The following is a 16,408-nucleotide window of genomic DNA, read 5'->3' on the forward strand; positions in this document are numbered from 1 at the left end:
AACCTTGTTAATTACTCGGTTAAAGATTATTAAAGCCGTAAATCATCAATTTGAATGACTATTTTTGTAGAAAACAAATAACAGCTGCCCATGGATGTCATTGTGGATAAATTAACGAAGTCTTTCGAAGGACACAAAGCCGTGGATTCCATCTCTTTTAAAGCCAAAAGAGGGGAAGTTCTTGGGTTATTGGGACCAAACGGAGCCGGGAAAACAACCACGATGAAAATATTGTCAGGCTACCTCTTGCCCGAACGCGGGAATATCAATTTCGGCGATTACTCCATCTGGAAGCAGGCAGGAAAAATCAAAAAGGTCATCGGCTACCTCCCGGAACACAACCCGCTGTACCCGGAAATGAACGTGATCGACTTCCTGTTTTTTATCGGTAAACTTCAAGACATCCCGAAATACAAAATCACGGCACGGGTACTCGATATGATCCGGTTGTGCGGACTTGATAACGAGAAACATAAAAAGATTCACGAGCTATCCAAAGGTTATCGGCAACGTGTCGGAATCGCTCAAGCCCTTATTCATGATCCGGAAGTTGTTATTTTGGACGAACCGACTACCGGACTCGACCCGAACCAGATCTTTGCTATCCGCAAAATCATCAAGACCATCGGGGAAGACAAAACGGTGATTCTAAGCTCTCATATTTTATCCGAGATTGAAACGACTTGTGATCAAGTAATGATCATGAGTAATGGCAAGATCGTGGCAAACGGGACGACATCCGAACTCCGTCGGAAATCCGACGCGGGTTACAGTTTCAAACTGGGCATCAAAGGGGACGACATACCGGTCATCCACGATGCTTTATGCACGCTCCCGGAGATATTGCACATGGAGATTACCCAAGAGCAAAACTTCGAGATCCAGTGCAAACCCGACGTGGAAATCGGACGAACCATATTTGACCTCTGCCGGGAACATGATTGGTATATCAGTGAACTCACTCCCGTGCAGACCAGACTGGAAGATATATTTCGAAAAGTCACTCAAAACGAATAATTCATGGGCGCAGTAAAAGTTATCATAGATAAAGAATTAAAAGTCGCGTTCAACTCGCTCGCGATATACATTATTTACACGGTTTTCTTTTGCATAACGGGATTCATCTGCTGGTTCTCGTGGAAAAACGTATTTTACACCGGACAAGCCTCTTTGAATTACTTGTTCAACGTGTTCTACTGGACGCTTTTTTTCATGGTTCCCGTGCTCACGATGAAAAGCATATCGGACGAACGAAAGGACGGCACGTTCGAACTCCTGTTCACGAAACCGATAAAACCGTGGCAATTCCTTTGCGGTAAATTTTTCGCGATACTCCTGCAAGTCATTCTATGCCTGTTACTGACTCTGCCCTATTACATTACGCTGACATCACTCGGGCATGTGGACTATGCGGCCGGGATTTGCGGCTACCTCGGACTAATACTGGTTAGCGGTTGCTATATCAGCATGGGCATATTCGCGTCGTCATTGACGTCAAACACGATTGTTGCTTTTTTCGTCACCTTTGCCATCGGGATATGGTTCCAATTCCTGTTCGAGTTTATCGCGGGACTGTTCGGCTCCGGTTTCATCGCTGCCCTATTTACTTATTTATCCATGGGCGAACATTTCGATGCCATTCCCCGCGGAGTCATCGACACGAAAGACTTTGTATATTTCGTCAGTATTGTAACCTTGTTCCTCGCGCTAGCGAGATACTATATCAGTCGAACCAGAGCCTAATATATACCTAGTGATGAAAAACAAATTCATATATAACCCCACCTTCCTGATTTTATCACTGATAGCGGTAAATATTGTCTCCTATTTCGTTTTTGCCAGAATAGACCTCACGAGCAACAAGAAATACTCGTTGAGCCCCGTGAGCAAAAATATGATTAAAAAAGTCGATAAAGACGTTTCCGTAACCCTTTTCATGTCTGAAGGACTTTCGCAGGACAAAATGAAAATGGGACGGGAATTTAAACACTTGCTCAAAGAATACAAAACCCTTAGCAACAAATCGTTCACGATCACCACCATCACGCCGGACAACGACTCGAGAGAAATACTTGCCTTGGAAGCCGGCATACATCCCTTCTCCCAAGAAAGCATGGAAAGAGATATGGTGAAGATCCAAAAAATCTACTTCGGGGCAGTCATACAAATCGGGAACAAAAAATCGGTCATTCCCCTTATCAGCCAGCATACCCCGCTGGAATACGAAGTGACTCGCATGTTAAAAGAAGCGTGCGACACGACAAAACCGAATATCGGCTTCTTGCTGGGACACAACGAAATGCTCCGCGACAAGATCACCCAAATCAGGCATGAACTTTTCCGAAACGCACGTTTGGAATCATTATACATCGACCAATTCACAGACTTGAACCGTTACAAAGTGATTTGTATCATGGGTCCCAGAGACAGTTTCAGCAAGGAAGAGATTAAACGACTCCAAGAATACTTGAAGCAAGGCGGAAGACTGTATATCGCGCTGAATCACGCGGTCGGACAAATCACAGCAAGTCAAAATAACGGTTTTATCAATCGTGTCGGTCTTGAAGATATGCTGGAAAACTTCGGACTGAAGATCAACTATGACTTCGTGATCGATAGCTATTGCGGACGAATCCGGGTATCTCAAGGACCTTTTTTCCTATATCAAAGTGAGGTCAGTTTTCCGTATATGCCAACCATACAGAAATTCAGTTCTCATGTTATCACAAACGGATTGAATGCCATATCACTACTCTTCGCGAGTAGTATGACAAACGTGAAAACCACTTCCGCCTACACGTTCACCCCGTTGGCAAAAACTTCCCCGACATCGGGAGTACAGGAAGTTCCCGTGTTCTTCGACATACAGAAGACGTGGACCCGCCATGACTTCAACCGCCCGAACAACGTCGTGGCTGCCTTATTGAATAATGAAGACGACAAAAGTGCTATCATCGTCATCTCGAATGCCAGCTTCATGGAAGACAATGACTACGATGCCCTTCGCCTAGACAACATCAGGTTTGCCATAAACTCTATCGAATGGTTGGCTGACGATTCCGGGTTGATAAAATTGAGGAACAAATATATAGTGAATCAGACATTAGAACCGGTAAGTAATTCATACCGGACATTCTTGAAATATTTCAACTTTTTCTTGCCTATTGTCATTATACTATTAATCGGCTTGTTCCAGTACAGGCAATACAAATTAAAAAGACTGAGACGTTCCCAGTCCGGATATATAGATTAAAATGGAAGGTGTGTTTTACACACCTCGTTTCAATTTCTGGTACAAAGCATCACTCACCTCGCACAAGGGCGAACGTAGTTTTTGACTGGCAATAACCCCTTTGGCATGCAAGGCTGCTTTCACCCCGGCAGGATTTCCCTCCTCGAAAAGAGCCTTGAACATCTCACCCAAGTGCAAGTGAATATCTTTCGCTTCCCCAAATTCTCCTTCCAAAGCCAAATGCACCATAGTAGAAAAGTCATACGGCAACACGTTCGCGATCACAGAGATAACCCCACTCCCGCCAATAGAAATCAAGGGCAGGGCAATGCCGTCGTCACCCGAAAGGAATATAAAATTCTCCGGCATCCCGGCAATAATGGAAGTCGCCTGTTCAAAATTACCGGCAGCCTCTTTTATCGCGATAATATTTTCAAAATCAAGAGCCAGTCGCAACGTGGTTGCAGCCGTCATATTCACGGAAGTACGCCCCGGAACATTGTACAAGATTACCGGAAGAGGCGAATGTTCCGCGATAGCTTTAAAATGATTATATAATCCCTGCTGTGAAGGCTTATTATAATAAGGTGTAACACTCAATATTGCATCTCCCTGCCTTAAATAAGGTAACGTGGCAAGTTCCTCCACGACATGAGCCGTGTTATTTCCTCCAACACCCAAGACAATCGGCAACCGCCCGGCATTTTCCTCCGTGATCACATTCACCACGTAAGCCCTCTCCTCTACCGTCATTGTCGCGGCCTCCGAAGTAGTACCCAAAGCCACCAGATAATCGACACCACCGTCCATCACGTAATTCACGAGGTTTCTTAAAGAACTTTCGTCGATATTTCCCATTTCGTCAAACGGAGTAACCAAAGCAACCCCTACTCCCGAAAACTTTTTCATCTCAATACGTATTAATCTTTGTGAATAACTTAAACAAACGATCTACAAAAACGTCCGTATTCCGGACATTGGCAAACATAATATCATGCTCCACTCCCTCTCTGGATATACCGACCTTGCATGGTGATTTGGCATATCGTACAATGTAATCCCCCAAAACATCGGGCTGCATAGAAATGTCTATGAACACCCCTTCCGTCTTCTCCAACACCTCCCGCAACTTGGCATCCCGGATTTTCCCACCATACGTAATAGAAGACTCATCCGCGTACAACGCGTCTCCCGATCGTTCAAATACCGATTTGGACTGCCGGATAAAAGAAAGCAAATGCACTTCCATATACTTTGCCAGAGATTTTCTGATTTTATCTACCTCTGTCCAAGAAATATCATCAGCCACCCAGAACAACACACATTCCTTCGCCGCCTCTAAATTTTGAAATGCCAAAACCCGCTCGTCCTTGACTGCCACATCCTTTAAATGATATCTCTTGAATTTCTCGACTATAAATTTAAGCATATTCTTCTATTTGTACTTGAACAACCTAACGCAAAAGTAGTAATAAAAACTATACGCACCCCGCTTTGTTATTTTTCAAACATAAAAAAAAGTATCTGAAAAAAAACACGAAACTCTTGCATAAACAAAGAACATTCCATACCTTTGCCACGCAAAATAAACAAGGACTCGTAGCTTAATGGATAGAGCACTTGGTTACGGCCCAAGAGGTTGTGGGTTCGACTCCCGCCGAGTTCACGAAATCCCCTGAAAGACATCTTTCGGGGGATTTTTGTTTCCGGTAATGTCATCCCCTTTGCATTTTACCGGATTAATACTAACTTTACCACTCCACGAAAAGGAATACCGACAGTGACAGATAAAACCGAATCAACGATTATTCGCCTGCTGGCAGCCGGAGATGAACGGTGCATGAAAATAATGTTTGACATCTACTATCAACCGTTATGCACTTATGTCATGCGCTACCTTCTTTCCGTCGAGGACGCTAAAGACATCGTTCAATCCGTCTTCATCTCTTTCTGGAACAACAAAAAGGGACATCCGTTTTCAGGCTCTATCCGTTCCTATTTATTCGGCGCTGCAAGTAAAGCCTCTTTACAATTCATGAGAAACAAAGGCAAAACCTATTTCGTGGACATTGAACTGCATATTGATGACTTTCTGGATGAAATGCTTCATGACGACGAGGCAGAACTCGAAAAAATCAAAGAACAACTGTACGCCGCGATAGAAAATCTCCCCACCAATCCTCAAAAAGTATTAAAAGCCATTATTTTCAATAACACGCCTTATAAAACCGTGGCGGAAGAAATGCAGATATCCGTTAATACCGTGAAAACCTACTACGCCCGTGCGCTAGAAGCTTTGCGCAAGTCAATAGACACCAAAACATTCTCCCTCCTCTTTCTCTCTTTCCTGCATTCTGAAAAATAATTTCAAAATTTTATTCTATTCGTGTCACCCATTCTCATTTTTTGGGAATATCATATAAAACAGTGACACATGGAACATAAAACAATATACGAACTGATAGCGGAATACAGCAACGGCACCCTCTCCCCGGCGGCGCGGGAGCAACTCCGCCATCTCATAGACAATGACAGGGAAGCCCGGAAACTATTTCGGGATATCCGGGAAACAGAGAAACTACTAAAAACAATACAGGCACAAGAAAAACTTTCACCGCGAGAAGCTTGGGAAAACTTCTCCGAAACATTAACACACACTCGCCGGAAGAACAGACGCCTGCACCGGATTATCGGAACTGCTATTGCAGCCTCTGTCGCTTTAATCCTGCTCTTTATATTCCCGGATACACGATCGACGTATGCCCCGGAGCAACAAGTTGCTCAAACTCAAATCGAACCCGGCAGCGTGAAAGCTGTACTCAGCTACGCCAACGGCGAAACTGTCAACCTAACCTCCTCGGCATCTTCCCGCATCGTGGCTCCCGACGGTTCGACTATTGTAAACGACTCTCTGGAAGGATTACAATATAACAAGGATAACCGGGAAACAGGGCAAACCGCCCCGCTTCACATGATTACCGTTCCCCCGGGTGGTGAATACCGTTTCACGCTGGCAGACGGCACACGTGTATGGATAAACTCGTCCTCCGAAATACAATTCCCCAGTCAATTTTCCGGGAATACAAGGGAGATTTACATGAAAGGAGAAATATACTTGGAAGTGGCGCCGGATAAATCCCGCCCGTTCATCGTGCATTCGGGCAACGACCGGATTCGGGTACTAGGCACGAAATTCAACATAACAGCCTATCCCGAAGAACAAAAAACAATTACCACACTCGTCACCGGAAGTGTCGAGTTCGAACACAATAACTCGAAAATTCGCCTCTCGCCGGGAGAACAATCCATCATGGACCACACGACCGACAAACTGGAAAAACAAAAAGTCGATGTATCAATCTATACCTCATGGATTAGCGGAGCCTTCGAGTACGAGAATATGCCCTTATCATACATTGCCCGACAACTGTCCCGCTGGTACGACGTGCAATTCACCTTTGAAGCGGCGGAGTTCCGGGAGCACCCCTTTACAGGCATCGTGAAGCGAAACCAAACCTTGGAAGAAGTCCTCACGATTATCGGCAAGACAACAAATATCAAATTCGAAATATCCGAAAGAAATATTATTATAAAGAAAGCGGAAGATGCTGCAAACATCTCCCGTTTAAACAATTAATTCCATTCTCTAGGTGGAAAAAACAATTAAAGTACAATGTTATGAAAAAAAATCCATTTAAGAAACAGCATTTGAGTTTATTACTCATTTTCCTATTCGTATTCGGCATGGGGAGTTACGCTGACACTCCCGTGAAAAAAGTGACTCTGGACGTGAAGAATATACCTCTTCGCGAAGTATTCAAACAAATCAAAGAACAGACCGAAGTAAAATTCATTTACAGCGAAGTCGAAATTCAGAAAGCCTCAAACGTCACCTTGAAATTCGAGAACCAACCGTTAAAAACGGCATTGGATCTTATTTTCAAAAACCAGCCTTACACCTATGAAATCGAAAACGACATTGTCATCGTGAAACCGAAACCGGCGACCGACACCCCGGAAAAGAAAAAAACACGCACGATCAAAGGTCAGGTACTGGACGAAAACAACCAGCCCATCGCCGGAGCCAACATCTGGCTGAAAGGAACCACCACCGGAGTACCTTCCGACGTCAACGGAAACTATGTTCTTACATTTGACGAGAAATATAACACCGTCATGGTATCCTTCATCGGTTACAAAACCATTGAAATGCCCTTGGGTAAACAGGAAGTAATCAACTTCAAACTGGAACCCGACAAGGAAACCTTAGACGAAGTGGTGGTAACCGGATACCAAACCATTTCCAAGGAACGCTCTACCGGAGCTTTTGCCAAAGTAAGCGCCACCACTCTCGAAACCCGTCGTTTGGACAACTTGTCCTCCGTACTGGAAGGACAGGTCGCCGGGTATTCCGACGGAATCATCCGGGGAGTATCAACCATGAATGCCATGCAAACCCCGCTTTACGTGATTGACGGCTTTCCCGTGGAAAACACCACTATCGACGCCTACGGCAATGTCACGGAAAACATACCCGATCTCAACATGGAAGACATCGAAAGCATCACCATATTAAAAGATGCCGCCGCCACCTCTATCTACGGGGCACGCGCTGCCAATGGTGTCGTTGTCATCGTGACCAAAAAAGCCAAACAAGGCAAGACTCAAGTACAACTTTCCGGCTCGTTTACCATTCATCCTTATTCCTACTACACGGGTAACTTGACCAATTCGGCCGATATCATCGAACTGGAAAAATACTGGGCGACACAAAACGCCGAATTAAACAATGGCATAGACCGGGCGATTGCCGAGGCTGAAAACCTCCGGAACAACTATTCCACCCTACCCAGCGCGGGGACCAATATCTTACTCGACCTTTACACGAACAAGATTTCTCAAGCAGAAGCGGACGCGAAACTGGCAGAATTGAGCTCTCGGGGATTCGGCTTTTACAAGGATGTAGAGAAATACGCCAAACGCAATCCTTTCTACCAGCAATACAACCTGAGCGTGGGCAAAGCCACAGACCGGAATAACTTCAACCTCTCCGTCAGTTACCGGAACAACAAAGAAGAAGACCGATACACGAAAAACGATCAAGTCGGGGTAAATATCACAAATTCACTTCAACTGACTTCTTGGTTGAAAGCAGATGTCGGCGTTTACATCAGTTTCAAGAATAAAACGGAACAAACATACGACTTATTCAGTTCTTACAGTGCGGGCTTCACCGCGAGTCCCTACGATCGGTTAAAAGAAAACGGCACACCCGTCACCATTGCCGCCCAGCAAACAAAGACCGTGAGAGATAATATAGCCAATTACGGACTATACAGTCTGGATATCGTACCGCTTGACGAACTCGACAGACGTTTGAACAAAACCAGAGAATTTAACAACCGCCTGTACGGGAAACTGGATATCAAAATCCTTCCGTGGTTATCCTACAATACCATGTTCCAATACGAATACGGGGTAAGCCGCTTGAAACGTCTGGAAGAAATGGAATCTTTGAATACCCGCCAAACGGTCAACAAATTTGCCACGAACAATAACGGAGAAGCCTTGTATAACCTGCCCGCGGGGGATATATTCTACACGCAGGAACATCATTCCAACGCGTATAATTTCCGCCAGCAAATCAATGTTGACAAAACATTCAACGACTTGCACAACGTAACATGGATCATCGGGCAGGAAATCAGAAACACCAAGCTGGAATATAACAGTCTTACCCGCTACGGCTACGACAGCGGATTATTGTCATCACAATATATCGATGAAACCAAACTGACGGCAGGTTTCTCCGGTCTGATGAACTCGTGGGCATCGCTCACCTCTCCCCGGTCACAATCGGAATTGGTAAACCGTTTCGTGTCATTCTATTCCAACATAGCCTATTCATTCGACAACCGTTACACCCTCTCCGGCAGTATCCGTTGGGATCGTTCCAACCTATGGGGTACAAACTCCAAATACCAAAACAAACCGTTATGGTCTGTCGGGGCAAACTGGAATATCAACCGGGAAAGCTTCTTTAACGTAAACTGGATAGATTTACTAAAACTTCGGGCATCATACGGTATTGGCGGTAATATCGCGAAAGACGCCGCACCCTATCTCACGGCCAATTACTACGCGAGCACCTTAGTCGGAGGCTTGTACGGAAATATCTCTTCACCTCCTAATCCAAACCTGCGTTGGGAAAAAACAACGACCATAAACGTCGGTATAGACTTTTCAGCGCTCACGGGACGCTTGTCCGGAACGTTTGAAGTGTACAACAAAAAAAGTGTAGACCTGCTTGCCAACCAAATGGGAGTACCCACGGAAGGTTTCGGGTACAGAACCCTCTCCTTCAACAACGGGGCTATGCGTAACCGGGGATTTGAATTGACACTCCAAGGGGACATCCTCCGCAAAACCGAAGTCAAATGGAATGCGGGATTCCTTTTCGGGTACAACAAAAACAAAGTAACCAAGATTAATGTAACTGCACCCGTGTATTATCTCCAAATGGATTATCCTATGGCATACCCCAGAGAAGGAAAACCTTATAACGCTATTTACGCTTACAAATGGGCAGGATTGAGTGAAAAAGGAGAACCTCAAATGTACGATTTGAACGGAGAAATCACGACAACGAAATACACGGATCTCGAAGCGATCCATTATGCCGGGACAAGTGTTCCCGTTTACAGCGGTTCCTTCACGAACACATTGAACTACAAAAACTTTGAATTTTCATTCATGCTGCTTTACGCGGGCGGTCATAAAATACGCAACACCAATATTCCCACGATCAGCATGGGCAGGACGGTCAGTATGACGAACAAAGACATCCGTAAACGCTGGCAAGAAGCAGGTGACGAGGAAAAAACCAATGTTCCCCGCCTCTTGTTCAGCACATCCCCGGAATTTAATTACGCGCGGGAAAGCATATACGGGAAAGCAGACATTCACGTGTTGGATGCATCCTATATTAAAATCAGCAATCTCTCGCTCTCGTACAGAGTTCCGGTTGAATGGGTGAAGAAAATCGGTCTTGGTGCAGCCCGTGTACAATTCAATATCGAAAATTTAGCCACCCTTGCATTTAACAGCAAAGCCGGAGTTCTTCTGGGAAGTAAGAACAAACCGAATTACGTTTGTGGACTCTACCTGAACTTTTAATTCTAAAATCGAAAGACCATGAAAAAGAAAATACAATATATACTCGTAAGTATCAGTCTTCTGATAACAGGAGCTCTTTTTTCCTCCTGCAACGACTTTTTAGACATTCTCCCCAAAGGAGAAAAAATCCCGACAACCCTCGCCGACTTCGACGCTTTTATCCGGAATGAATCAAATCATCTTAACGATGCCACACAAGCCATAAACCTATTGAACGACGTGTACATGAAACCGAGTTCCCTCACTTCTGTAACACTAAATTCTATCAACTACAACTGGCAGGAAAACGAAGATCGCATCGAACAAAACAATTCCGATGAAGCCCTCTATTACTATTCCTATTCCGCCATCGCGAATTGGAATCTTATTATCAGCAGCGTACCCGATGCCACGGAATGTACCCAAGCAGAACGGGATGAATTGATCGCTCAAGCAAAAGTACTCCGGGCAATGAATTATTTCTATCTGACAAACTATTATGCGGAAGCCTACAACAGCACAACTGCCGCCACGAAGCTATCCGTTCCCCAGATTCTCAGTATGGATATGGGGGCTCCCTCTACCCAGATCACGATCGAAAAAATGTATGGATTCATTTTACAAGACCTTACCGAGGCTCTTCCGGCTCTCCCCGAAGAAGGTACTACCGTCCTGCACCCGACTCTGGGAACCGCATACGCCATGTTGGCACGGGTATATCTCACCATGGGCGATTACACGAATGCCTTAACATACGCGGAAGAAGCCTTGAAACAAAACGATGAACTATATGACTGGCGTACCTATTACGAGCAAAACAAAGAACAAATAGAAAAACCGGACGATTGGTCAACCAGTTATCCCGCTATCGGCTTGAATAACCCGGAAAACTATATTTTCCGCTACGGGACCAACACACAAAAGAACTTCGGACAAAGCGGAGTCAACGGAGCTTTAACCATCACGCGTGCCGCCCTTTTTGAAGAAGGCGATGCCCGTTTTGCCTCTAAATGGAAAGCGAAATACGAAGCACCCGATGATATATTCTATGGTATCCGTAATGATAAATTTAACGGTGGTGGAATCTCCACGCCCGAAATGTATTACATAAAGGCCGAATGTCTTGCACGCAAAGGAGGACAGGACAATATCAACGAAGCCATGAACGTTCTGAACGCCGTACGTGTAACCCGTATCTTCGCGGATAAATACGCTCCACTCTCTGCCGCCACGACAGAGCAAGCCGTGAAATACATCATTTCGGAAAAAGCGAACGAATACGTGCAAACCGCCATCCCTTTTTGGGATATGCGTCGCTTAAATCAAGATGCCCTGTACGCCCGGACACTCACGAAAGAGTTTAATGAAAGTACACTCACCCTATCCCCGACTTCGCACCTGTGGATAATGCCCTTCCCGTTGGGAGCTACAAGCAATCCGGGGAACGGAACCATAAAACAAAATGTAGAACGATAAGCTTTAAAACGACACGATAATGAAAACAATAATAATCATGATACTAGCCATCATCACGCTAGCCACCACTGCTTGTGCTTCAAAAGATTCATTTACAATCAATGGAACAATCACCGGCTTAACCGACGGAACAGAAATTTGCCTCGTGCCGGGTTCTACTCACAAACAAGAAAAACCCATTGCAACGACAACTCTTTCTAACGGCAAATTTACCTTTTCCGGTCAAGTTGAATCACCCCGGATGTTCTACATACAATTGAAAGAAAATTCGGGCGTAATACAAGTAATGGTAGAGAACGGGGTAAATGCCACTGTTACAAGCAAGGTAGAAACCCGGGATAACAATGGTCAAGAATGGACCTCTTTTAGTGATACAAAAGTATCCGGCTCCCCCATCCACGAGGAATTTCTCAAAAAAATGGCATTTAAAGAAGAATTAGAACAGATGTTTATGAGCAAAAATGAAAAACACAAGGTAATCAGCGCCCAAATAGGTGAAGCCAGAATGAATAAAAACAAAATTCTCATGGACTCTCTTGCCAAAACAAAAGAATATCAGGAAATGGCTGCAGACGAAAATCTTTTTTTCAAAGCTGCGGGGGAAAAGACAAAACAAGCCGTCATGGATAACAAGAATTCTTGGTGGGGACCTTTCCTTATGTTGCAATCCATGAGTTGGTTCGAGGAAGAGCAAAAAGAATGGTTCGCGAACTTCTCACCGGAAGCGCAGAAAAGTTATTACGGTCAAATTGTTTATGAAGAACTATATCCGGAAACCCTCGAAGGCAAACAAGCCCCTGACTTTACCGTAACTGACTCTCAAGGTAAAACACTCACTTTACAAGAACTAATAAAAGGCAAAAAATACACACTCATCGACTTTTGGGCATCTTGGTGTGGACCATGCCGTCGGGAAATTCCCAACCTGAAAGCCTTGTATAAAGAATTTGCAACCAAAGGTCTTGAAATAATCAGCATATCCATAGACAAAGACAATGCTGCATGGCAAAAAGCACTTCAAGAAGAACAATTTCCTTGGCCTAATTTCTTGGATAAATCAAATATCGCCGATGCATACGAAGTAAAACTTATCCCCGCGATCTTCCTTGTAGATTCAACAGGAAAAGTCTTATCCATCAAACTACGAGGCAAAGCATTGGAAGAAAAAATAAAAGAGTTTCTCAAGTAAGCATATATCATTTCACACAGCAGAAAAGAGTAGGTATTCCTACTCTTTTTTTCATTATCTAAAAGCAAATAAATTAAATACAGTCTACAACGCAAGAAAAGCAACCTGCAACTTGCCGAAGGCAAATGTAACCTGCAACTTGCAACTCGCCGGAGGCGACTAAAACAGAGGATGAGCTAGAATACCATTTACATCATAAAAAAAGAGCGACTCTTTTCAGAATCGCTCTTCTCTAAATCTGGCATCGACCTACTCTCCCACCTCTCGGCAGTACCATCGGCGCTAACGGGCTTAACTTCTCTGTTCGGGATGGGAAGAGGTGGATCACCGTCGCTATAGACACCGTTTAATAAAATTGAAAGTTGAAAATGGAAAATTGAAAATTATTCCCAATCATCCCTGTCTCCAAGCTTCCGTCACTCCATCGTGGCGCTCCCGCCACAGTGACAATATCTTTTTAAAGTTCATCATCTCAACATGTATCGAAAACCGGTCGTCAATTTCAATCCTGATTACATTTCATCATTTTCAATTCTCAACTTTCAATTTTCAATTGCCATTGTCATCTTGACAATGGCCCGGAACGTTAAACGTATCATCTAACCCGCCGAACGTCAACTCTCGGGTGATTAGTACCACTCGGCTTTGCCGTCACCGGCTTTACACCTGTGGCCTATCAACGTCGTCGTCTACAACGACCCTGAAAGGAGATCTCATCTTGAGGCAGGCTTCGCGCTTAGATGCTTTCAGCGCTTATCCCGTCCGCGCGTGGCTACCCGGCCGTACGACTGGCGTCATAACCGGTTCACTAGCGGCGCGTCCAACCCGGTCCTCTCGTACTAGAGTCAGGACCTCGCGAATCTCCAACGCCCACGACAGATAGGGACCGAACTGTCTCACGACGTTCTGAACCCAGCTCGCGTGCCACTTTAATCGGCGAACAGCCGAACCCTTGGGACCTTCTCCAGCCCCGGGATGTGACGAGCCGACATCGAGGTGCCAAACCGCTCCGTCGATATGAGCTCTTGGGAGCGATCAGCCTGTTATCCCCGGAGTACCTTTTATCCTTTGAGCGATGACCCTTCCACGCGGGATCACCGGATCACTATGCCCTGCTTTCGCACCCGATCGACTTGTGTGTCTCCCGGTCAAGCACCCTTGTGCCATTGCACTCGAAGGTTGATTACCAATCAACCGGAGGGTACCTTTGGAAGCCTCCGTTACGCTTTTGGAGGCGACCACCCCAGTCAAACTACCCACCACGCGGTGTCCTCACACCGTGAGTTAGATCCCAGACAAGAGAAGGGTCGTATTTCAACGATGGCTCCACGATTCCTGGCGAAACCGCTTCATTGCCTCCGACCTATCCTACACGTCCCGTGCCCGGGAACAACGCGAAGCTGCAGTAAAGGTTCACGGGGTCTTTCCGTCCCGTCGCGGGTACCCGGCATCTTCACCGGAACTACAATTTCACCGAGCTCATGGTCGAGACAGTGCCCAGATCGTTACACCATTCGTGCAGGTCGGAACTTACCCGACAAGGAATTTCGCTACCTTAGGACCGTTATAGTTACGGCCGCCGTTTACCGGGGCTTCAATTCAAACCCTCGACTTTCGTCTAAGCTCTCCTCTTAACCTTCCGGCACCGGGCAGGTGTCAGGCCATATACGTCATCTCTCGATTTGGCATAGCCATGTGTTTTTGGTAAACAGTCGCCTGGGCCATTTCTCTGCGGCTCTATCACTAGAGCGTCCTTTATCCCGAGGTTACAGGACTATTTTGCCTAGTTCCTTGACCATGAATCACTCGAGCGCCTCGGTATCCTCTACCAGACCACGTGTGTCCGTTTACAGTACGGTTCCTCGTCACTTGAAGTTTAGCGGGTTTTCTCGGGGGTTAACGCCCGGAACGCTATCCGCTCGGCCGAGGCCTCGCGGTACTATCGACTTTCGCCTCCGGTGGCGTGCTTGACTACCACCGTCATCGGGTACGGCCTTCAACGCGCTATTCCGTCAGCGCGCGGTTCCTTGGTCACCCCGTCACCGCGTAACGGTGACGAGAAGCACGGGAATGTTAACCCGTTTCTCGTCGGCATCCCCACTCGGGTTAGCCTTAGAGGCCGGCTGACCCCCGGCTGATTGGCATTGCCGGGGAATCCTTGGTCTTTCGGCGTGGGGGGTTCTCGCCCCCATTATCGTTACTTATGCCTACATTTGCTTTTCCTGACGCTCCAGCGTACCTCGCGATACACCTTCCGCGCCGACAGGAATGCTCTCCTACCGGTTCATGTTTATGAACCCCACCGCTTCGGTTGACGGTTTAATGCCCGTGTATTATCCACGCGGGATCACTCGACTAGTGAGCTGTTACGCACTCTTTAAATGAATGGCTGCTTCCAAGCCAACATCCTAGCTGTCTTCGCGATCCCACCTCGTTTTATCAACTTAACCGTCCATCGGGGACCTTAGCGGGTGGTCTGGGTTCTTCCCCTCTCGTCCGCGGACCTTAGCACCCGCGGGCTCACTCCATGGTTCAAGTGTTCTAGCATTCGGAGTTTATCCGGATTTGATAGGCGGTGAAGCCCTCGCGTCCAATCAGTAGCTCTACCTCTAGAACAGAACACCACAGGCTGCACCGAAATGCATTTCGGAGAGTACGAGCTATTTCCCAGTTTGATTGGCCTTTCACCCCTACCCTCGCGTCATCCGAAAACTTTTCAACGTTTACCGGTTCGGTCCTCCATCACGTGTTACCGCGACTTCAACCTGCACGAGGGTAGATCACAAGGTTTCGCGTCTAGCGCCACCAACTTTACGCCCTTTAGAGGCTCGCTTTCACTTCGGCTCACGTCCCTGAAGGACTTAACCTCGCTGGTGACGACTAACTCGTAGGCTCATTATGCAAAAGGCACGCCGTCACCGGATCTCTCGGCTCCGACCGCTTGTAGGCGCGCGGGTTCAGGGTCTATTTCACTCCCCGGCTAGGGGTGCTTTTCACCTTTCCCTCGCGGTACTGGTTCACTATCGGTCTCTCGGGAGTATTTAGCCTTACCAGGCGGTCCTGGTGAATTCAGGCAGGATTTCTCGTGTCCCGCCCTACTCGGGATACCACTGTCTTTAAACGTCTTTACGCGCACGGGGCTATCACCCTCCACGGCTTACCTTTCCAGGTAATTGCGCTTGAACGTTTATCGAGTGTCGTGGTCCCATGACCCCGTTGTCGCCGAAACGGCAACGGTTTGGGCTATTCCCCGTTCGCTCGCCACTACTGGGGGAATCACTGTTGTTTTCTTCTCCTGCGGGTAATGAGATGTTTCAGTTCCCCGCGTTCGCCTCCATTTAGGATGACTGGAATCT

10 protein-coding genes, 1 tRNA gene and 2 rRNA genes are annotated in these 16,408 nt (G+C 46.3%); 9 read left to right on the forward strand and 4 right to left on the reverse strand.

The window, feature by feature from the left end:
- The first annotated feature begins 90 nt into the window (after positions 1–90).
- Genes CS948_RS21355 through CS948_RS21365 form a run of 3 tightly spaced genes read left to right on the forward strand, consistent with a single transcriptional unit; the run spans position 91 to position 3,253 of the window.
- Complete coding sequence (locus CS948_RS21355) at positions 91–1,017, forward strand: ATP-binding cassette domain-containing protein (RefSeq protein WP_099294417.1); 927 nt, start codon at positions 91–93, stop codon at positions 1,015–1,017.
- Between the two features lie 3 nt (positions 1,018–1,020).
- Complete coding sequence (locus CS948_RS21360) at positions 1,021–1,743, forward strand: ABC transporter permease (RefSeq protein ID WP_099294419.1); 723 nt, start codon at positions 1,021–1,023, stop codon at positions 1,741–1,743.
- A 13-nt stretch (positions 1,744–1,756) separates the two neighbouring features.
- Positions 1,757–3,253 carry a GldG family protein gene (locus CS948_RS21365; protein ID WP_099294421.1) on the forward strand — a complete coding sequence of 499 codons (1,497 nt, stop codon included), beginning with the start codon at positions 1,757–1,759 and terminating at the stop codon, positions 3,251–3,253.
- A 15-nt stretch (positions 3,254–3,268) separates the two neighbouring features.
- On the opposite strand, the gene dapA is transcribed toward CS948_RS21365, so the two are convergent.
- Complete coding sequence (gene dapA / locus CS948_RS21370) at positions 3,269–4,141, reverse strand: 4-hydroxy-tetrahydrodipicolinate synthase (protein ID WP_099294423.1); 873 nt, start codon at positions 4,139–4,141, stop codon at positions 3,269–3,271.
- Between the two features lies 1 nt (position 4,142).
- Entirely contained in the window at positions 4,143–4,661 is a 519-nt protein-coding gene (locus tag CS948_RS21375; RefSeq protein ID WP_099294425.1) for a hypothetical protein, read from the reverse strand.
- Between the two features lie 164 nt (positions 4,662–4,825).
- Here CS948_RS21375 and CS948_RS21380 point away from each other — a divergent pair.
- The 6 genes from CS948_RS21380 (at position 4,826) to CS948_RS21405 (ending at position 13,052) form a co-directional block, all read left to right on the forward strand.
- Positions 4,826–4,898 (forward strand) — tRNA-Arg (locus tag CS948_RS21380).
- Between the two features lie 114 nt (positions 4,899–5,012).
- Entirely contained in the window at positions 5,013–5,597 is a 585-nt protein-coding gene (locus CS948_RS21385; protein ID WP_141561007.1) for an RNA polymerase sigma factor, read from the forward strand.
- 69 nt (positions 5,598–5,666) lie between these two features.
- On the forward strand, positions 5,667–6,869 hold the full coding sequence (locus CS948_RS21390; RefSeq protein ID WP_099294429.1) for a FecR domain-containing protein: 1,203 nt from the start codon (positions 5,667–5,669) through the stop codon (positions 6,867–6,869).
- Positions 6,870–6,910: 41 nt separating this feature from the next.
- Positions 6,911–10,408 (forward strand): SusC/RagA family TonB-linked outer membrane protein, encoded by a 3,498-nt coding sequence (locus CS948_RS21395; protein ID WP_099294431.1) that lies wholly within the window; start codon positions 6,911–6,913, stop codon positions 10,406–10,408.
- A gap of 18 nt (positions 10,409–10,426) precedes the next feature.
- Positions 10,427–11,863, forward strand: a complete 1,437-nt coding sequence (locus CS948_RS21400; RefSeq protein ID WP_099294433.1) for a RagB/SusD family nutrient uptake outer membrane protein — start codon at positions 10,427–10,429, stop codon at positions 11,861–11,863.
- A gap of 19 nt (positions 11,864–11,882) precedes the next feature.
- Complete coding sequence (locus CS948_RS21405) at positions 11,883–13,052, forward strand: TlpA disulfide reductase family protein (protein ID WP_099294435.1); 1,170 nt, start codon at positions 11,883–11,885, stop codon at positions 13,050–13,052.
- Positions 13,053–13,288: 236 nt separating this feature from the next.
- On the opposite strand, the gene rrf is transcribed toward CS948_RS21405, so the two are convergent.
- Both rrf and CS948_RS21415 read right to left on the reverse strand, forming a co-directional pair.
- A 5S ribosomal RNA gene (gene rrf / locus CS948_RS21410) occupies positions 13,289–13,399 on the reverse strand.
- A 263-nt stretch (positions 13,400–13,662) separates the two neighbouring features.
- A 23S ribosomal RNA gene (locus CS948_RS21415) occupies positions 13,663–16,408 on the reverse strand; the annotation flags it as partial.

The organism is Butyricimonas sp. Marseille-P3923 (assembly GCF_900184685.1).
Taxonomy (GTDB): Bacteria; Bacteroidota; Bacteroidia; order Bacteroidales; family Marinifilaceae; genus Butyricimonas; species Butyricimonas muris.